At 63.2% G+C, this 20,201-nt stretch carries 10 protein-coding genes and 1 riboswitch; of the genes, 4 read left to right on the top strand and 6 right to left on the bottom strand.

The genetic code is table 11. From position 1 onward, the window contains the following. Positions 1-116 precede the first annotated feature (116 nt). Positions 117-866 (bottom strand): glycosyltransferase family 2 protein, encoded by a 750-nt coding sequence (locus CCUG20998_RS11275; RefSeq protein WP_231389657.1) that lies wholly within the window; start codon positions 864-866, stop codon positions 117-119. 101 nt (positions 867-967) lie between these two features. Between CCUG20998_RS11275 and CCUG20998_RS11270 the strand changes: the two genes are divergently transcribed. Continuing rightward, complete coding sequence (locus tag CCUG20998_RS11270; RefSeq protein WP_020728661.1) at positions 968-1,639, top strand: class I SAM-dependent methyltransferase; 672 nt, start codon at positions 968-970, stop codon at positions 1,637-1,639. A gap of 45 nt (positions 1,640-1,684) precedes the next feature. On the opposite strand, the gene CCUG20998_RS11265 is transcribed toward CCUG20998_RS11270, so the two are convergent. The 4 genes from CCUG20998_RS11265 to CCUG20998_RS11250 form a co-directional block, all read right to left on the bottom strand. Next, a complete protein-coding gene (locus CCUG20998_RS11265; RefSeq protein WP_231389656.1) occupies positions 1,685-2,467 on the bottom strand; it encodes a glycosyltransferase family protein in 783 nt (260 codons plus the stop codon). 243 nt (positions 2,468-2,710) lie between these two features. Continuing rightward, a complete protein-coding gene (locus CCUG20998_RS11260) occupies positions 2,711-2,944 on the bottom strand; it encodes an Rv1535 family protein (protein ID WP_020728659.1) in 234 nt (77 codons plus the stop codon). Between the two features lie 285 nt (positions 2,945-3,229). Continuing rightward, positions 3,230-3,399, bottom strand: a riboswitch (M-box (ykoK) riboswitch). Positions 3,400-3,576: 177 nt separating this feature from the next. Beyond that, positions 3,577-4,710 carry a nitronate monooxygenase gene (locus CCUG20998_RS11255; RefSeq protein ID WP_036455590.1) on the bottom strand — a complete coding sequence of 378 codons (1,134 nt, stop codon included), beginning with the start codon at positions 4,708-4,710 and terminating at the stop codon, positions 3,577-3,579. Between the two features lie 132 nt (positions 4,711-4,842). Continuing rightward, the gene (locus tag CCUG20998_RS11250; protein WP_020728657.1) at positions 4,843-5,406 is read right to left on the bottom strand and encodes a carboxymuconolactone decarboxylase family protein; all 564 of its coding nucleotides are present in this window, start codon (positions 5,404-5,406) and stop codon (positions 4,843-4,845) included. Positions 5,407-5,671: 265 nt separating this feature from the next. Between CCUG20998_RS11250 and pks2 the strand changes: the two genes are divergently transcribed. The 3 genes from pks2 to CCUG20998_RS11235 all read left to right on the top strand — a co-directional run bounded on the left by pks2 (position 5,672) and on the right by CCUG20998_RS11235 (position 18,015). Continuing rightward, a complete protein-coding gene (gene pks2 / locus CCUG20998_RS11245) occupies positions 5,672-11,926 on the top strand; it encodes a sulfolipid-1 biosynthesis phthioceranic/hydroxyphthioceranic acid synthase (RefSeq protein ID WP_038579497.1) in 6,255 nt (2,084 codons plus the stop codon). A 184-nt stretch (positions 11,927-12,110) separates the two neighbouring features. Next, positions 12,111-13,415 carry a condensation domain-containing protein gene (locus CCUG20998_RS11240; RefSeq protein WP_020728655.1) on the top strand — a complete coding sequence of 435 codons (1,305 nt, stop codon included), beginning with the start codon at positions 12,111-12,113 and terminating at the stop codon, positions 13,413-13,415. Positions 13,416-13,800: 385 nt separating this feature from the next. Continuing rightward, positions 13,801-18,015, top strand: coding sequence for an MMPL/RND family transporter (locus tag CCUG20998_RS11235; protein WP_020728654.1), 4,215 nt, complete (start codon positions 13,801-13,803; stop codon positions 18,013-18,015). 268 nt (positions 18,016-18,283) lie between these two features. On the opposite strand, the gene CCUG20998_RS11230 is transcribed toward CCUG20998_RS11235, so the two are convergent. Beyond that, positions 18,284-20,041 (bottom strand): AMP-binding protein, encoded by a 1,758-nt coding sequence (locus CCUG20998_RS11230; RefSeq protein ID WP_020728653.1) that lies wholly within the window; start codon positions 20,039-20,041, stop codon positions 18,284-18,286. Positions 20,042-20,201: the final 160 nt, after the last annotated feature.

The raw sequence follows: 20,201 nt of genomic DNA, 5'->3' as shown, positions 1-20,201 counted from the left end.
ACCGGCCCGCACGGCGTGGCTCCATTCAGGATGCTTTCGGACCCGATGGTCGACTAACAGTCCAAGACTGTGCCGCCGGCGTCCGGGCGGCCAATACTCCCCGGTAGGAAAGCGATCTATCGGATTACTTTGTAGCCACGGCGCTTTTGTAGCCGCCGCGGCAATATTTCGAACGAGGCCCACTGGAAATAGAGCCGCCAGTACCCGACGGTGTCGAACCGGCGGGTCGAGGTATAGACCGTGTCCGTTGGCACATAGAAGAACTTGCCGAGCTTACGGGCCTGCTTGATCAGCAGCAGGTCCTCCCCCATGATGAGATGCTCGTCGAATCTGAGCTCCGGAAACAGCGAACGCTTGGCTATCTGGATGGCATATGAGCCACCCAACCGGTGCAGTAGGTCATAACAGGCGAACCAGGCGCGCGCGTGCCGGCCGCCACCGAGCGGCAGAACCTTCGTGGTACCCACGGAGAGCGGCTTGCGTGATGCTCGCAACTGCGCATCGAGATCGAGGAGGAAATTGGGCTTCAGGATCGTGTCCGCATCCAAGAAGACCACCCAGTCGCTGCGCGGCGACAGCCGGTCGATACCGAAGTTCTTTGCTGCCGATACTCCGGCCGTGTCGCTGCTGAAGACGCGGACGTTGGGGCCCTCGAACTGTCTTGCGACATCGAGGGTGCGGTCCGAGGAGCCGTTCTCCACCACGATTACTTCAAAGGACTCGGTGGGATATGAAAGGCTACTGGCGTGTTCGAGGGTGGAAGCGATGTATTCCTCTTCATTGTGTGCGGGAATGACGATAGAGAAACGCAGCTCCCGAGAGCCGGCCATATCGGTATTCCCCCCGGTTGAGGCCTCACCCAACACGAAGCGATCCTAGCAGGATCTGGTTGCTGGAACCCCGATAACGACCGGCGCAACGGGGCTATGCTCGGGGGCGCTTCGCTTTACAGGACGGAATAGCAGCCATGCACATCGCCAGAGAATCGAAAAGTGTTACTGAATATTACCGCCCAACGCAGACGGAGATACTGCGGTTCGTTCCAACAACCGCACAGCGGATCCTTGACCTCCACTGCGAGCAGGGCACGCTCGGGGCAACGCTCAAAGAGCGTACTGGCGCAGAGGTCTGGGGCATCGAGTCCGACTCACAAGCGGCCCAACAGGCCAGCGCGGCTATCGACCGGGTACTCGTCGGCACCGTAGCCGAGCGGATCGCGGAGCTGCCGGACAACCACTTTGACGTGATCGTCTGTAACGACGTCTTGGAGCGCCTGGTCGACCCGACTGCGACGCTGAAACAGCTTCGGCGCAAGCTCACGTCCGAGGGCGTCGTCCTCGCGGCGGTCCCTAACATCCGCTTCCTACCGGCTCTGAGCAAGGTGCTGTTTCGAAAGGATTTCCCGCAGGAGGATTTTGGCACCTTCGACCGCACCTACATTCGCTTCTTTACCCGCAGGAGCCTGGTGCGGTTGTTCAAGACGTCAGGCTTCGGGGTACGCCGGATCGAGGGAATCAACGCCTGGAACGGGACCATTGGCGTAGCGCTGGCCGTCCTGACCCTCGGATACTTCGCCGACGGCCGATACCTGCAATACGCCTGCATCGCGTCACCATCAGCTTCAAAGCCCACCTCCTGAGAGTTATCCCGAGGGGTTGTCGTCAGATTGAGGAAGCGGCCGAAGTCACTGCTCGAGCTGGTGGGTCGTGTACGCGATCGGGCTTCCCGGCGCCGCTTGCGGCAGCGTCCCGGGGGGAAATAGCTTGCGCCACTTACGGCCATGAACGCGCCGCATTGCCCGCTCCATGGCGGAGTTGGCGCCGATCAAGTACCGAAGCTTCCCGAAATGCTTGTTGGCCGTTCCGCGGCCGAAATGGTTGATGTACGCCATCTCGGTTGTGTACAAACCGAACTCAGCATCGCGAGCACGCAGGGCTAGATCAAGGTCCACGCCCCACCCGTAGCGGCCGAAGGTGCGCAGGTCCATGCCTCCGACCGACCGCCAGCATTCTCGAGACAACGCAAGTGCGGTTCCCTCGACCGCACTTACCGTCCGATATCGCGGTCGGGGAATGTAGTTCGCGGCCTCGGGTTTCTGGTCATCTTCCGCGCACGGGAACCCGTGATCGATCATCGGCCCAACGATTCCGGTATCGGCGGGCAGGCGCGGATCGAGCAGGCCGGCAACGAATCCCTTTGAGATCCGGGTGTCGTTGTTGAGTGTCATCGCGTAGGAGTGCCCTTCCGAGAACGCAATTCGGAATCCGAGATCACTCCCCCCAGCCCAGCCCAGGTTTTCACGCGGCGTGACAACGCGTTCATTGCCGATCTTGGGGTAGTCGCCCCGGTTGTCGACGATCAGATACTCCGCGCTCTCGCGCTCCAAGTCACCGACCAATGCATGCGTGTACTCATGCTGCCCGAACACCGGGACAATAATCAGTACGGACATGAGTTGACCGTACACTGACCGGGTCGGCGCCCAAGTCCATTCCGGAACCAGCGCCGCAGTCGACGGCCAAGGGCGGGGCCGCCGCCCAACGCCGATTGCATCAGCCCGGCGCGCGGATGCGGTTGTTGTGCGCCAATAGTTCCAAGGGGTTGCCAAGCCACAGAACACAGACGTCTACGTCTGTGGCGTGGCAACCCCTTGGAACCGTGCGTCAGCTACGGACGCGCTCGCAAGGCTGCGATGTTCGCAATCCATGGCTCACGCCTGGACTTCGAGCAATCCAACGCGCCAGAGTGCTGCGTAGACGTGGCGCACCGGAACGCTCAGCAACCGAGCCGCGCCGGCGACCAGCGGGTCGCCCCCGACGAAGTCGCTGCGGTTGGCCGACTTCTTCTTGGCCGCCGGAACCGGAGGTGGCGTTCCATCGCGTACTACCGTCAGCCGCGGCGCGGGCGATGCGGTTACCACTTCGTCGAAAACAGCTACGGTCATGATGCCCTCCCGGACAGGTTCGAAACGAGAATGAATTGGACTGATATGTCCCGTCCCGTAGCGATTCCGATCCAAGAGCGTTTGGTCCGCAGACCATCTGCGTGGGCAGATTCAGCTGAGGACGTCGCGCTTGGGGCCGGATCGGGACGAAACATAGCCCGGATATCGACCCGGACTGCCACTGGAACTCATGCGTCCCTCACCTCCTCACAACCACGACTCGTGCGGATACCCGCACGATTTCCATGCGCAAAGGAGTACAGAAGCCCGACGAACGTCGGAGAATCCGCACCCCACTCGTCAAAGCTTTGGCACCACACGACGTGTCCGGTAAACCGGAAGCCACCTGGGCTCAACCCTTAAGCCGGGAGGAGCTGTCCTGACCCGGGGCGTCTTTCGACGTTCGGGGTCAGTGGCCTATGTTCGTGTAGCCGCCTCACCTAACGAGGTGCTTGCCTGACCGATCATGCATGACCGGGCTGCGCGGGTCAACGTGAACCGGTGCCCGTGTCCGATTCTTTACGCTTTCCCCCGGCACGCTGACAGCTTTTCGCCAGGTTAGACGCTTCTGAACTGGGCTTTTGATACCGAAGCCGATGTATTTGAGATGGCTTTGAATCAGATGCCGACGATCAATCGGCGAGTCGCTCCAGCCGCCCGATGGTGTCGATGAACTCCTCGACCATCTCCAGCACCACCGACCGAGTCGGCCGCACACGGTCAAGCGAACCGACAACCTGACCCACGAAATAGGTGGCCAGTTCCCGTGCCTTGGCTCCGGGTTGGACGGCAGCCTGGTTGATTCGGATCTGCGACTCGGTGATCAGCGTGGTCTGCAGCGGCATACCAAGGGGTTCGGGGGTATCGGGGCGGGCCCATTCGTCGGTCCAGGCGGTGCGCAGCATCCGTGCCGGTTTGCCCGTCATCGACCGCGAACGCACAGTATCCGAGGAGGTCGCCGCCAAGAACTTGTCCTTGACCGCCGGGACCGTCTCGGCTTCCTCGGTGGTCAACCAAACCGACCCGCACCACACGCCTTCGGCTCCAAGGGCCAGTGCGGCGGCGATCTGGCGGCCGCGGGCGATACCGCCGGCGGCCAGTACGGGTGTCGGCGCAACCGCATCCACCACCTCGGGAACCAGCACCATCGTGGCCACCTCGCCGGTATGACCGCCGGCCTCGGTGCCCTGCGCGACGATCAGGTCGACACCGGCCGCCGCGTGTCGTCGCGCGTGTTGGGTGGTCCCGGCCAGGGCCGCTACCAGCACTTCCTTCTTGTGAGCCCGCTCGACGAGATCGTTCGGAGGCGGCCCCAGCGCACTGGCAATCAGGCGGATGCCGTGGCTGAAGGCCACGTCTAACAGCGGCTCGTAGCCTTTCGGCGAGATGTTGAGCCCTCCCCCGGATCGCGAAGTCCGCTCCGCTCCGGCTTCCGGGGACGGTGCGATGCCGTAGCGGGCCAGCAGTTCCTCGACGAACGCCCGATGCGCTTCGGGCACCAACTCGCGAGCCTGCCCCGGGTCGATTCCTCCCTGCTCCGCCCCGACGTATTTGGGCGGCAACAACAGGTCAACTCCGTAGGGCTTTCCGCGCGTTTGCTCCTCGATCCAGGTCAGCTCGCTCTCCAGCCGTTTCGGGCTGTGAGCGGTGGCACCCAGAATCCCGAAACCGCCCGCGTTGGTCACCGCGGCGACCACGTCTCGGCAGTGGCTAAAAGCGCAGATGGGAAACTCGACGCCGAGCATTTCGGCCACTCTGGTTCGCATTTCCCGACGCTAAGAATCCCAGACCGATATGTCAATCGAATCGCATGACACTCAACGCGTTACGTGTTCAGCCTTCGCGAACTTGGCCGAAGAATTCACCCGTGCTGTTCCGCAACTGCGGCGACGTTGCCGCTAGGGCGAACAGCCATCGGGCGGCCAGCTCGCCACGCCATCCTCCAACGGAACCTTGAGGCTGTGCAGGATCGAGGCAACCATGCGCCACGCACTGATCGCGGTGACGAGTTCGGTAAGAATCGTTACGTCCCCATGCAATTCGCGCTCACACTCCGCCCAGCTCGAGGCACTCACCGCGCCGTCGCGCACGATGTCGTCGGTCGCTGCCAACACAGCACGCTCGGTCGGACCGAATCCGTTGTATTGGCGCCAATCACGCACCCCGAGTAGGTCCTGGGCGGAGACCCCCAGGCCGGAGGCAACGCGCCAGTGCTGGGTCCATTCGTAGTCGCACGCGGTAAGCCACCCGATCCGCATGATCACCAATTCGCGCAGCCGAGGGTCGAGGGCGCCATGCCAGAGCATGGTCGCGAGCAGGTCGTTGAAGGTCCGGGCCAGCCGCGGATGGTTCAGTAACGCCTGAAAGATGCTGAGCTCAGCCATGTAGTTGGGCACGCCCGCTTCGTCGGCGGCGGCCTTGGCCTCGTTGACCGGCAGTAGTGGCACGCGGGGAATAGTCATAGTCTGTCACTCCGTTGGGCTCGCCGACTACCAGCACACTATGAACTATCAACTCGCGAGTCAATTGCAGACTCGTTGCGGCGCAGCACAAAACGGCCATCACATGACAAACTGCGCGATGGCGCGGCATTGGACAGGTCCCGCGACACGCATTTCCCAAGACGCTCGCTTTGCGTGGCTGGGCGGCCGAACCGGCTACGCTGCGGATGCTGCCAACTCCAATAGACGTCAAGAGACTTACTTCAATAGATGTAGAGATCGGTCTGTGGCTAAATCACATGTCACCCCCGTAGCGGTGATCGGAATGGCGTGCCGGCTCCCCAAGGGCATCGACTCTCCGGAGAAGTTCTGGACGGCGTTGCTGCGCGGGGACGACCTGATCACCGAGATTCCCGCCGACCGCTGGGACGCCGACGAGTACTACGACCCCGAACCGGGCGTGCCGGACCACTCGGTGTCGCGCTGGGGCGGATTCCTCGACGATGTGGCCGGTTTTGATCCGGAGTTCTTCGGGATCAGCGAGCGTGAAGCCATCGCGATAGATCCCCAGCACCGCTTGCTGTTGCAGACGTCATGGGAAGCCATCGAGCATGCCGGCATGCCACCGATGTCGCTGAGCGGCTCGCTGACCGGGGTGTTCGTCGGGATGTGTCATGACGACTACGCATTTGTCACCGACGATGCCGGCGCGCTGGGTGATGCCTACGCGTTCACGGGAACCGCGTTCAGCATGGCTTCCGGTCGGGTGTCCTATGCCCTGGGCCTGCGCGGTCCAGCCATGACGGTGGATACGGCCTGTTCGTCGAGTTTGCTTGCGGTGCATATGGCCTGTCGCAGTCTGGACGGGGGTGAGAGTGACCTTGCTCTGGCGGGTGGCTGCATGCTCATGCTCGAACCGGATGTGTTCAGCTCGGCATCCGCGCAAGGCATGCTCTCCCCGACCGGCCGTTGCCGCACCTTCGATGCCTCCGCCGATGGGTTTGTCCGCTCCGAGGGCTGCGCCATGTTGGTGCTCAAGCGGCTTCCCGATGCCGTGCGCGACGGCGATCGAGTCCTTGCCGTGCTGCGCGGCACGGCAACCAACCAAGACGGACGCACCGACAACATCTCGACCCCCTCGCCCGACGCCCAGGTCGCGGCCTACCGAGCGGCGCTGGCTGTCGCCGGCGTCGACGCCGATACCGTTGGCATGGTCGAGGCGCACGGCACCGGAACGCCGGTTGGTGATCCGATCGAATTCAGCAGCCTGGCACAGGTCTACGGCAGCAACGGGAACCCGTGCGCGGTCGGATCGGCCAAGAGCAGTGTGGGCCACACCGAGGCCGCCGCCGGGGCGGTGGGGATCATCAAGGCCGTCCTTTCCCTCCAACATGGCCTGGTACCGCCGATGGTGCATCACACCCGGCTCCCCGATGAGCTAGCCGAAATCGAAAGCGCACTGTTTGTGCCACAAGCGATTACGCCTTGGCCGGAAGGCAACGGCCGGACACCTCGGCGGGCGGCGGTGTCGTCGTATGGCATGTCGGGCAGCAACGTTCATGTCATCCTCGAGCAAGCCCCCGAGCCGGCCGTTTACCGCAACGGCGCAGCCGGGTTGGGCGATGCGTTGCTGTTCACGGTGTCCGCCAGCTCGACAGAGGCGTTGCGGCAGACCGCCGACCGGCTCGCCGACTGGATCGACAATCACGAAGTATCGCCGTCGGATTTGGCCTACACCCTGGCACGCCGACGGTCCCATCAACCGGTGCGAGCCGGACTCATCGCCGGCGACCGAACCGAGTTGGCCCACCGATTACGCGAGGCAGCCGCCGGCGATACCCCCTATCCGGCCGCCGTCGGCCGCGACGATCTCGGCCCGGTGTGGGTGTTCTCCGGGCAGGGTTCGCAGTGGGCGACCATGGGTACGAGCTTGCTGGCCAATGAACCGGTTTTCGCCGCTACCGTGGCCGAGCTCGAGCCGCTGATCGCCGCCGAGTCCGGCTTTTCGGTGACCGAGGCGATGACGGCGATGGAGACGGTGACCGGCATCGACCGGGTGCAACCAACGCTATTTGCCATACAGGTAGCGCTGGCACAGGCAATGAGGTCATACGGGGTCCATCCCGGGGCGGTCATCGGCCACTCCCTCGGCGAGGTGGCGGCTGCCGTCGTGGCCGGGGCGTTATCGCTGGCCGATGGGGTGAAGGTCATTTGTCGCCGCTCCCGGCTGTGCACCCGGCTCGCGGGTAGCGGCGCGATGGCGTCGGTGGAGCTGCCCGCCGCACGAGTACGCGAAGACCTGGTCCGTCATCGGGCCAAGGACGTTGTGGTTGCGGTGGTGGCTTCGCCGCAGTCCACGGTGATCGGCGGGGCCACCGACACCGTGCGCGAGCTGGTCGCAGCCTGGGAAGAGCGCGAGGTGATGGCTCGTGAGGTGGCCGTCGACGTGGCATCTCACACCCCGCAGGTCGAGCCGATCCTCGGCGAACTTTCCGAACTACTGGCGGATGTCGAGCCGCTGGCGCCGCAGGTCCCGTACTACTCGGCGACCTCCTTCGACCCGCGCGAACGGCCGCGCTGCGACGCCCGCTACTGGGTCGACAACCTGCGTCATGCGGTGCGTTTTTCGGCAGCGGTGCGCGCGGCACTTGACGACGGCTACCGTGTTTTCGGCGAGTTGTCACCGCACCCGCTGCTGACCCGCGCTGTCGAGCAGACCGCGGCAAGCCTGGATATCCCCGCCGCAGCCCTGCCGGCGATGCGACGCAACCAGCCGCTGCCCCACGGGTTGCGCGGCTTGGTGGCCGACCTGCACAGCGCGGGCGCCGCGGTGGACTTCGCAACGCTATGCCCCGACGGGCAATTGGTGGATGCTCCGCTACCTGTGTGGGCGAATCGTCGTCTCCTGCTCACAGCGGCGGATACCAGGCGACACGGATGCGCCAACAGCGTTGCAGCGCACCCTCTTTTAGGGGCGCACGTCGATCTACTGGAGGAACCGGAGCGGCACGCGTGGCAGTCCGAAATCGGCACCGCCACGCTCCCCTGGTTGGGCGATCACCAGGTGAACAGTGTGGCCGCGCTGCCGGGGGCCGCATACTGCGAAATGGCGCTCACGGCTGCCAATACGGTATTCGGCGATCTGTCGGAGGTCGGCGACATCGGCTTCCACGAGATGCTGCTACTCGACGATGAAACCGCGGCAGGCGCTGTCGCTTTGCTCGAGGCACCCGGGATCGCCAGCTTCGCTGTGGACACAGTTCGCGGCGGCGAAAAGGTGCGCCGCAGTACCGCACTACTGCGTGCGGTCGAGCGCGACTCGCAACCGGCGGGCTATGACATCGAGGCGCTGCTAGCCGCCCATGCCTGCCGTCTGGACGGAGACGAACTGCGGGAATGGTTCGGCAAGACCGGAATTCACTATGGCCCCGCGTTCACGGGCCTGGCCGCGGCGCATGTCTGTGAACGCGGCAGCGATGCGGTGCTCGCCGAGATCAGCTTGCCGGGTTCGATGCGCACCCAACAGGCCGGCTATCTGGTCCACCCGGCATTGTTGGACGCCTGCTTCCAGTCGGTTCTCGCGCACCCGGTTGTGCGGGAAATGGGCAACGGCGGCTTGCTGTTGCCGTTGGGTGTGCGTCGGCTGCGTTCCCATGCATCGACCCGCAACGCACGCTTCTGCTACACGCGAGTGACCGCCTGCGGCCATGACGCCGAAGCCGACATCGACGTCTTGGACGAGCATGGGACCGTGCTACTGGCGGTGCGCGGCCTGCTGATGGGTACGGGGCTATCGGAGCTGGCCGACCAGGATCGCTTGATGAGTAGCCACCTGCTGGGCACGGAATGGCAGCAGCGCGAGCTGCCCCAGCCCCAAGCGCCAAGCCCCGAAAGTTGGCTGCTGGTCGGGATTTCAGAAACCGCCGATCGACTCACGACGCGGCTCGCCGAGGCGCTGAAGTCGCTTGGCACCGACTGCATCACGACGAGCTGGCACCTGCAGGCCGACCACATCACCGACGCTGAGCGGTTCCGCGATCAGCTGCGCGACCACCGGTTCGCGGGCGTGGTCGTCATGACCGGGACGGGCTGCAGCAGCCCCGTGACCAGCGATTACGTTCGGCATGTGGTGCGTGTTGTTCGGGAGTTGCCCGAGATTATGGGTGAGGCGCCGCGGTTGTTTGTGGTGACGCGGGGTGCGCAGACGGTGTTGGGTGGTGAGAGTGCCAATTTGGAGCAGGCTGGGTTGCGTGGTTTGTTGCGGGTGATTGGTGCTGAGTATCCGCATTTGCATACCACTCATGTTGATGTTGATGAGCACAGTGGTTCTGAGGTGGTTGCGCGTCAGTTGTTGTCGGGCTCTGAGGAAGACGAGACGGCGTGGCGTTGTGGCCAGTGGTATACGGCGCGGTTGTCGCCGATGCCGTTGCGTCCCGAAGAGCGCAAGACCACGGTGGTTGAGCATGACACTGAGGGGATGCGGTTGCAGATCCGCACGCCTGGGGATTTGCAGACGATGGAGTTTGTGGCTTTTGATCGGGTCGCGCCGGGGCCGGGTCAGATCGAGGTCGCGGTCAGCACCTCCAGTATCAACTTCGCGGATGTGTTGGTCAGTTTCGGTCGGTATAACTCCCCCGATGGGCAGATGCCGCAGTTGGGTACCGATTTCGCCGGTGTGGTGACCGCGGTGGGTCCCGATGTCACCGATCATCAGGTTGGTGATCGAGTCGGTGGGATGTCCCCGCATGGTTGTTGGGCCACTTTTGTCACCTGTGATGGCGCGCTGGCTACCCCGATCCCGGCGGGTCTGACCGACGCGCAAGCGGCCGCGGTGACCACCGCGCACGCGACCGCCTGGTATGGCTTGCATGATCTGGGCCGTATCCGTGCTGGTGACAAGGTGCTCATCCATTCCGGAACCGGTGGGGTGGGCCAGGCCGCGATCGCGATCGCGCGCGCGGCCGGAGCCGAAATCTATGCCACCGCGGGCAGTCCCAAGCGTCGCCAAGTGTTACGCGACATGGGCATTGAGCATGTCTATGACTCACGCAGTATCGAGTTCGCCGAGGCCATCCGCGCCGACACCGACGGCTACGGGGTCGATATCGTGCTCAACTCGCTGACCGGCGCCGCCCAGCGCGCCGGGCTGGAGTTGCTGGCCTGGGGCGGGCGGTTCGTCGAGATCGGCAAACGCGACATCTACGGCGACACCAAGATGGGCCTGTTCCCGTTCCGGCGCAACCTGTCGTTTTACGGTGTCGATCTGGGGATGCTCTCGATCACCCACCCCCGACTGATCCGCGAGCTGTTGACCACGGTCTATCAGCACACCGCCGAGGGCGTGTTACCCATGCCCCAAGACACCCACTACCCGCTGGCCGAGGCGGCCACCGCGATCCGGGTGATGGGCGCCGCCGACCACACCGGCAAACTGCTGCTCGACATCCCCCGCAGCGGACGCAGTGCGGTGGTCCTGCCCCCCGAACAGGTACCGGTCTTGCGCGCCGATGGCTCCTACATCATCACCGGCGGCCTGGGCGGGCTGGGACTGTTCCTGGCCGAAAAAATGGCCACCGCCGGGGCCGGACGCATCGTGCTCAGTTCCCGCTCAGCACCGAGCCAAAAAGCCCTCGAAACCATCGAACTGATCCGCTCGATCGGCTCCGATGTCGTGGTCGAATGCGGCGACATCGCCCAACCCGCCACCGCAGCACGGCTGGTCGCCAACGCCACCGCCACCAACCTGCCCCTACGCGGAGTGCTCCACGCCGCCGCGGTCGTCGAAGACGCCACCTTGGCCAACATCACCGACGAACTCCTCGACCGCGACTGGGCCCCCAAGGTCTACGGCGCCTGGCACCTCCACCAAGCCACCACCGACCAACCCCTGGACTGGTTCTGCTCCTTCTCCTCCGCAGCAGCCATGCTCGGCTCACCAGGCCAAGGCGCCTACGCCGCCGCCAACAGCTGGCTCGACGCCTTCACCCACTGGCGCCACAACCAAAACCAGCCCGCCACCGCCATCGCCTGGGGCCCCTGGGCCGAAATCGGCCGCGCCATCGCCCTGGCCGAAAGCAGCGACGCCGCCATCGCCCCCGACGAAGGCGCCTACGCCTTCCAAACCCTGCTCCGCCACAACCGCACCTACACCGGATACACCCCGATTCTCGGAACACCGTGGATCGCCAACCTCGCACGGCGAAGCCGGTTCGCCGAGGCGTTTCGATACAACGGGGTGCAACGCTCCGAGCGCAGCCAACTGCGCGCGGAATTGGCCGAGCTACCACTCGACGAGTGGCCCACTCGACTCAGGCGGTTGATTTCCGAGCAGGTCAGCCTGATCCTGCGCCGCACCATCGATCCGGACCGTCCGCTCACCGACTACGGGCTCGACTCCCTGGGCAACCTCGAGCTGCGCACCCGCATCGAAACCGAGACCGGGATACGGATCAGCTCCACCGACATCACCACCGTACGAGGCCTAGCGGACCACCTCTGCAAAAAACTCGCACCCGCAGAAGACGCCCCGGCGACAATGTGAGGTTTTGCGGGCTCCGTGAAATATCCTGGGCCCTACCCTAAAACCCACCGGAGTGAAATTGGTCGTCTTGGGCAATGTGGGGCTGGAGACCGTAAGTAATTGGGTCCCGGCTCCGGGATTAGTTTGGCGTTGGCAACCTTCGTCGGCAACGCTCGAAAAAGTACGGCAAGCACCCGTCAGCACCGTGCCGCCGAGCCATATCCAAGCCCGCCACCTGCGCGGCTTCGCCGAGCAGACCGCTCGTGGTCACGACATGTCGCGACTGGTGGTCGCGGCCATGGACATCCCGGGCGAATGCGATATCCGCGCGATGACCTACGTCATCAACTCCCATCTTCGTCGCCACGACACTTATCGCAGTTGGTTCGAATTCACCGAATCAAACCGCATCGCCCGGCATACCCTCACCGATCCGAACGATATCGAGCTAACGCCGATCGAACACGGCGACATGTCGCCAAAACAATGGCAAGATTACATTTTGGCCACACCGGGACCGCTGGAATGGGATTGCTTCCGATTCGCAATCATTCAGCGTGACGATCACTTCACCTTTTGCGTCAGTGTCGACCATCTCAACGTCGACGCCATGTTTATCAGCGCCGTGTTCTGGGAGATCGAGGCGATGTACAACACGCTGGCCGACGGCGGAGCGCCGATCTCGCTGCCCGAGGCCGGCAGTTACGGCGAGTACTGCCTGCGCGAGCATGCGTACACCTCAGCCTTGACCCTGGAATCCCCCGAGGTACGACAGTGGATCGACTTCTTTGAGAGCAACGACGGGGCGCTGCCGTCCTTCCCGCTGCCACTCGGTGACCTATCACTGGTCGATACGGGCGAGTTGCTCTCGCTGCAACTGATGGACGCAGGTCAGACCGCCCGTTTCGAAGCCGCCTGCACCAGCGCCGGCGCGCGCTTCAGCGGCGGCGTATTCGCGTGCGCGGCGCTGGCCGAATACGAACTCACCGGCTCACGCACCTATTACGCGGTAACTCCCACCAGCACCCGCAGCACTCCCGCGGAGTTCATGACCACCGGCTGGTTCGTCGGCCACATTCCCTTCACCGTCGCGGTCGCTTCGTCCTTCGATGAGACGGTGCGCGGCGCCCAGGCCAATTTCGACGCAAGCGCGCATCTGGCAAACGTGCCGTTTGAGCGGGTATTGGAACTGGCCCCCTGGCTCAAAAAGCCGCCCCCTCGGGGCGGCTTTCCAATGGTGTCGTTCCTAGATGGAGGCGTACCACCACTTTCGGGTGTCGTCGCGATGCAGCTGGACCGGATCAATGCCAGAGCATTCAGCGACGGCAGGGTCGCCGCGCGAGTTTGTATCTGGGTTAACAAATTCCAGGAGGAGACCACCGTAACGGCGTCGTTCCCCAACAATCCGATCGCGTATGACTCGGTGGCGCGCTATCTGGACACGATGAAATCGGTGTATCTGCGGATCGCGGAAGGAGCACGCTGGGACGCAATCGCGCAGGTCTTGTGACAGTTCGCTAGTAGGGGGCCGCAACGGCCCGTTTGCCATAGCCCACCCAGTCGCCTTCCCCCGGTCACATCGTGGCACTCCGATGCTGGTGGGCGTATCCTGACCAGCCGAAGTTGGTAGGGCCGACAGATAATTTTTTTGTACGTCCGCACGATTTTCCTACATCCGCCAACCCAACCCGATAGTCTGTTGCTCACTTGCTGAATTAGGGATTGGGCATGAATGTTGGGGGGCTGTGGGTCTACGTGCGATGGTTCAGGATTCACCACCTGAGCCCCACCGCGGTGGGGCAGTCAAACGTACGTGCCACGACGTTTGCTGATGGTCGCCGCCACCGTCACGGTGCGGCGGTACCGGCCTGTCCGTCTCACGGGTGCGACCGACCATGAGTGACTCCGAAGCTGCCCGGGCAGGAGGCTTTTTCGACAAACTGAGCAGGTTTGTCATCCAAAAGCCGTTCGTTGTCATCGCGATCTGGATCTCGCTCGCGGCGATACCCGCGCTGATGTTCCCACCGCTGATGGAGGCTGCCGCCGGAAAGAACAACTCGGCGGCCCTTCCCGACGACGCCCCGACGATGGTGGCCAGCAAAGAAATGGCCAAGACGTTCGAGGGGAAGAGCACCAAGAAAGACGCCAAGGCCAAGCCGGGCAGCAAACCCAAGGAAGACCCCAGCGACGGCTCGCAGCTGTTGGTGATCCTGACCGACGAAAATGGCCTTGGTCCGGGCGACTTGGCCGCGTACACAAAGCTGGTCGAAAAGCTGCGGGCCGAGAAGTATTCGGTGCAGGACTTCATCAGTAATCCGCCGCTGCGCGAAGTGCTGGCGAGCAAGGACAACAAAGCCTGGAACTTGCCCGTCATGTTCAAGACGAGCCAGGACGATCCCGCCACTCAGTCGGCGTATAAGAAAATCAAGGAACTCGTCAAAGAGGCTCTTGCCGGATCCACGTTGACCGCCCACTATGCCGGAGCGGTGGCCACCGTGGCCGACCTTGTCACTATTGGGCAAGAAGACACACACATAATCGAAATCGGTACCGCAGTCAGCGTGCTCGTCATTCTGTTGATGGTTTACCGAAATATCGTCACGATGCTGGTACCACTGGCGACTATCGGCCTGTCCCTTGCGACTGCGCAGGGCGTCTTGTCCGGCCTGTCAAAAATCGGCCTGGACGTGCAGATGCAGACCATCGTGTTCATGACCGCCGTCATGATCGGCGCCGGAACGGACTACGCCGTCTTTCTGATCAGCCGCTATCACGATTACGTGCGTAAAGGCCAGGACTCGGACCTCGCGGTCAAGAACGCCATGATGTCCATCGGCAAGGTGATCGCCGCGTCGGCGGCCACGGTCGCGGTCACGTTTCTTGCGATGGTTTTCTCCAAGCTGGCCATTTTCGCAAGTATCGGGCCGGCTATTTCCATCTCAATCATCATCGCGTTCGTTGCCGCGATCACGCTGCTGCCGTCCATATTGGTGCTCATCGGGCGGCGTGGTTGGATCAAGCCGCGCCGCGACCTGACCCATCGGTTCTGGCGGATTCTGGGAACGCGAATTGTGCGGCGGCCCCGGGTCCACCTGATCGGCAGCCTGATCGTGCTGGCAATTCTGGCCAGCAGCACGTTGCTGGTGCGCTTCAACTATGACGATCTCAAAGCATTGCCGGAGGACGTCGATAGCGTCGCCGGATACAACGCGATGGATCGCCACTTTCCGCAGAACATGATGACTCCGATGATGCTGTTCATCAAGTCACCACACGATTTGCGGAGCCCAACGGCCCTTGCCGACCTGGAATTGATGGTCAGCCGGGTAAGCCAGCTGCCCAACATCATCGCGATCCGCGGTCTGACCCGGCCCAATGGAGAGCCGCTCGAGCAAACCAAGGTCTCCTACCAGGCCGGTGAAGTCGGCAGCAAACTCGACGAAGCGTCTTCCGCGATCGAGGACCACGGGGGCGAGCTAGACCAGTTGGCCGACGGTTCCAACCAGCTGGCCGACGCCCTCGCGGGAGTGCGCGATGAGGTCACCGAGTCGGTCGCCAACGCGGGCGCGTTGGTCGATCTTCTCGTGACAATGAAGAAGCTCATTGGCGGCGACAAGACGCTCAACGCTTTGGACCAAACGGCCAAGCTGGTGGGCCGCATGCGCGCCCTCGGCGACGCGCTTACCTCCAATATGGTCGACGTATCCAATGTGGTCGCCTGGGTTGGCCCAATCGTCTCGGCGCTGAATGCTAGCCCACAGTGCAACGCGGATCCGGCCTGCGCGGCCGCCCGTTCGCAGCTGCAAGCACTAGTCGCCGCGCAGACCAGCGGGAGTCTGAGCAGCATCACCGCGCTCGGTCGCACCCTGCAGCAGACTCAAGAGTTCCAAACCGTTGCCCAGACGATCGCCAAACTGGAGACCAACCTCAATCAAGCCGTCAAGCTGTTGCGCTCCATTGACGGCATGCAAAACCAGCTGAATCAGATGCAGCAAGGCGCTAGCGCTCTTGCCCAGGGCAGCCGGGCAATCGCTCAGGGCGTCAACGAGCTGGTCAAGCAGACCAAGAGGATGGGTACCGGGCTCGACGAGGCCTCGGACTTCTTGTTGCAGATGAAGCACGATGCCAACAAGCCCTCGATGGCCGGTTTCAACATCCCGCCCGAGGCCCTGGCCAAAGACGAGTTCAAGAAGGCCGCACAAATTTTCATTTCGCCCGACGGGCATGGGGCACGGTATCTCGTCCAAAGCGCGCTCAATCCATTCACGACCGCGGCAATGGATCAGGTCGACGAGATCCTCGACGTGGCCCACGATGCCCAACCGAACTCCGAGCTGTCGGACGCCACGATCTCGATGGTTGGGATTCCGACCGGCCTCAGCGACACCCGCGACTACTACAACCACGACATTCAGTTCATCGTCTTCGCGACCATCCTCATCGTCTTCTTGATCCTGGTCATTCTGCTGCGTGCGATCGTCGCGCCGCTGTATCTCATCGGTTCAGTGCTGGTTTCGTTCTTGTCCGCGTTGGGCTTGGGCGTCATCGTCTTCCAGCTGATCCTTGGCAAGGATCTGCACTGGAGCCTGCCCGGGCTCTCCTTCATCTTGTTGGTCGCGGTCGGCGCCGACTACAACATGCTGCTCATTTCCCGAATACGTGACGAATCACCACACGGTGTTCGGGTGGGCGTTATCCGCACAGTGGGCTCGACTGGCGGTGTCATCACCTCGGCAGGCCTCATCTTCGCCGCGTCGATGTTCGGGCTGCTCGCTGCCAGTATCACCACCATGGTCGAAGCCGGCTTCATCATCGGGTCGGGCATCTTGATCGACACCTTCCTGGTGCGCAGCGTCACCGTCCCGGCAATGGCTGCGATGCTGGGACAAGCCAACTGGTGGCCTTCGAAGATCGGAGCAAGTTCAACTCGACGGCGGGTCTACCAACGGGCCGGCAGTCGCAAGCCCAACCTGCTCAACCGGCTCAAGAGCCTCGGGCCCGCCAAGCAACGTGCCGCCGTCACTGCGAAGGCCTCAACGACGACTACCAAGCGCCCATCGACCGCGGTCAAGAAGCGCGGCGAACTCGTGTCGAAGCCGGGCACTAGGAAGCGCGTCAGGAAGCCCGCGTGGCCGGACATTCCGATCACCAACGATGACTACGAGAGTCTGCAGGAGCACGCGCTGCCCTTGTTTGGCTCGATTCGGCTACCGCGCGAGCTGACACCGATCGATCCAGCACTGCACAACGGTGACGGCGCCACAAGTAACGGTGACGGGACCACAAACGGTTCGGGCGCGGACTGCAAGCAACTACAGCTGATCGGGCTCGGCGACACCACGGAGTTCCGGGTGCCCAACGGCACCACCAATGGCAATGGGAACGGCCACACCAACGGGAACGGCCACACCAACGGGAACGGCCACACCAACGGGAACGGCCACACCAACGGGAGCGGCCACACCAACGGGAACGGCCACACCAACGGCACGAACGGCCACGGCACCAACGGCACCAACGGCACCAACGGCAACGGCCACACCAACGGCACGAACGGCACCAACGGCACCAATGGCCACGGCACCAACGGCACCACCAACGGCACCAACGGCAATGGCTCCACCAACGGCACCAACGGGAACGGCCACACCAACGGCACCAACGGCCACGGCACCAACGGAGCCACCAACGGGCACGGCACCAACGGCCACACCAACGGCAACGGCAACGGCACCAACGGAGCCACCAACGGCGCGAGTAACGGAGCCACAAACGGCACCAACGGCCACACCAACGGCAATGGCTCCACCAACGGCACCAACGGGAACGGCTCCACCAATGGCACCAACGGCCACGGCACCAACGGAGCCACCAACGGGCACGGCACCAACGGCCACACCAACGGCAACGGCAACGGCAACGGCACCAACGGAGCCACCAACGGCGCGAGTAACGGAGCCACCAACGGCGCCAACGGAGCCACCAACGAGCACGGCACCAACGGCGCCACCAACGGATCCACCAGCGGCGACATTGACGATGCTGACGAAGGCCACGCGCTACCGCTTTTCGGGCCGTCCAATCAGCGTGACCTGCTGATCAAGCGGTGAATGTCACGCTCGCACAAGCGATCCTGACAACTGCCAAAGCAAGAGCCGGCCGATCCGAGACCGATCCAAAGTCGTTCCAGGCCTAAGATTCGGCCTAGCAGCCACACCTCAATTGGCCTGACGGGCAAGGCGCAGCTGATCCGCCGAACTACCCATTAGCCCGTCGGCGCGATAGCGCTCCCGTCGCGGTATACCGAATAGCAGGCAAAGCGCGGCGCCATCAGGGGCAGACAGGTAGTCCTCCCCGATGGCACTTCCGGTCCGGCGGCTACGCGTCTAGACGAGTGAACTCATCCTGCCGGTAGAGCTCAACGCACTGCGCCCGTCTGACCTTGCCGCTCGTTGTGATCGGAATCGATCCGGGCGAGACCAAGACCAGATCGGCGACGCTTAGCCCGTGCGACTTCGAGATAGCCGAAATAACCTCGCGCTTCACCACATTCAGACTGTCGGTCGCGTCCTCATCGGAGTCGCCCCGCTTCTTGAGTTCGATGATCGCAACCAGCTTTTCGGCTCCTGCGCCTCTGCCCGGAACCGCAATGGCGGCGCACCGGCCTGGCGTGACCTCTTGGATTGTCGCCTCGATGTCATCGGGAGAGTGGTTGCGACCGTAGACAATCAAGAGATCCTTGATACGGCCGATGATGAAAAGCTCTCCGTCGTAAAAGAAGCCGGAGTCCCCTGTTCGCAGCCACGGCCCCTCGGGTGTGCCCTCCGGAGGATTGACTATCCGCGCACGGAAGATCTCCTCGGATACCTCAGGCCTACCCCAATAGCCGAGTCCAACGTTTCGGCCTTGCACCCAGATCTCGCCGACCGCGCCCTGCGGACACTCTGTTGCGGTCTCCGGATCCACGATGCGCACCGTCTGTTGCTCGGGAATGCCGTAGCTGACCAGCGGGGTGCCGCCTGGGCTCGGCCTCGCCTCGCCGGCCGGCAGCTTGTCCGAGTCGAACGAAACGATCTTCGGCGGTTCACCCGGTGCACGCGTTGCCACATACACGGTGGCCTCTGCCATGCCATATGAAGGCCGAATCACCCTGGGATCAAGGTTAAACGGGGCAAATCGATCCGCGAAGCGCTTGAGCGTGACGGGTTGCACCCGCTCACTGCCATTGAGAATATGCAGCACTCCCCCGAGGTCATACCCGGCCAGGTCCGCATCGGTAGTTTTGCGCGCCGCCAAATCGAAGGCGAAGTTGGGCGCTGCGCTGAATGCCCGCGTGTTACTTGCCAGTAGGTGCATCCAGCGCGCCGGTCGCTGCAAGAATCCCACCGGGCTCGTCAGGACCGCGGGAACCCCCGCAAGTACCGGAAACACGATCCCCAAGATGAAGCCCATATCGTGGTAGAACGGCAGCCACGAAACGACGGTGGTATCCGGCGGGGCAACATTCCCGAAAGCCCGGTAGTACCCGTCCATGATTTGCTCAAAATTGGCAAAGAGGTTCTTGTTCGAGACAACGACCCCCGCGGGCGTGCGGGTGGAACCCGAGGTGTACTGCAGATAAAGGGGATTGGACCCGTCGTCAGCGGCCGAGCGGGCACCTGGCCGGCCCGACGAACCCCTGCGAGAATCCAGATCCAGTAGATCGAGTTCGACGATCGAGGGCGCCGATTGTCCAGGCTGCGCCTCGCCATAACCGCGGACGTAGTCGATCACCGAAGACGTCGTGAGAATGACGGAAGGCGTTGTATCACCCACGACCGAAACGGTGCGCTCATCGTGGACGCCGCCATATGGAACCGATAGCGGAACCGCGATGATGCCGGCCTGCAACGCGCCCAGGAAACCCACGATGTACTCGAGTCCCTGCGGCGCGAGGATCACCGCTCGGTCACCGACCGAGGCATGCTGGCGGAGGTGTTCGGCAACGTTGATTACCTTCCGGTACAACTGCGCCCACGTCAGCGTCTTTTCGACGCCATCCCACTCGTGCTCATAGTCGACGAACGTCAGCGCCGTCTGGTTAGGCACCAAACTGGCACGCTCGCGCAATACGGCCGGAAGCGAAGACTCAACCACGCGCTCACCCTACATCGGAAGGTCTGTCCACAAACGGCAAACAGGACTAGCCTGTGCCGCTTCGCATACGGTCCGGGTCCATACCCCACCGAGTACTAGGACGCCGGCGTCTCATCTGCCGTCGTTCTTGTTTCACAGCCAGAGTCGGGAAACGGCCCGC

The organism is Mycobacterium marinum, from assembly GCF_003391395.1.
GTDB lineage: Bacteria > Actinomycetota > Actinomycetes > Mycobacteriales > Mycobacteriaceae > Mycobacterium > Mycobacterium marinum.
This window is presented reverse-complemented; position numbering and strand designations above follow the sequence as displayed.

Bases quoted from the DNA above. Each gene is read 5' to 3' on its own strand.
- CCUG20998_RS11270 (WP_020728661.1), top strand. From the start codon at position 968: ATGCACATCGCCAGAGAATCGAAAAGTGTTACTGAATATTACCGCCCA.
- CCUG20998_RS11255 (WP_036455590.1), bottom strand. From the start codon at position 4,710: ATGCGAACCAGAGTGGCCGAAATGCTCGGCGTCGAGTTTCCCATCTGC.
- CCUG20998_RS11250 (WP_020728657.1), bottom strand. From the start codon at position 5,406: ATGACTATTCCCCGCGTGCCACTACTGCCGGTCAACGAGGCCAAGGCC.
- CCUG20998_RS11235 (WP_020728654.1), top strand. From the start codon at position 13,801: ATGAGTGACTCCGAAGCTGCCCGGGCAGGAGGCTTTTTCGACAAACTG.
- CCUG20998_RS11260 (WP_020728659.1), bottom strand. From the start codon at position 2,944: ATGACCGTAGCTGTTTTCGACGAAGTGGTAACCGCATCGCCCGCGCCG.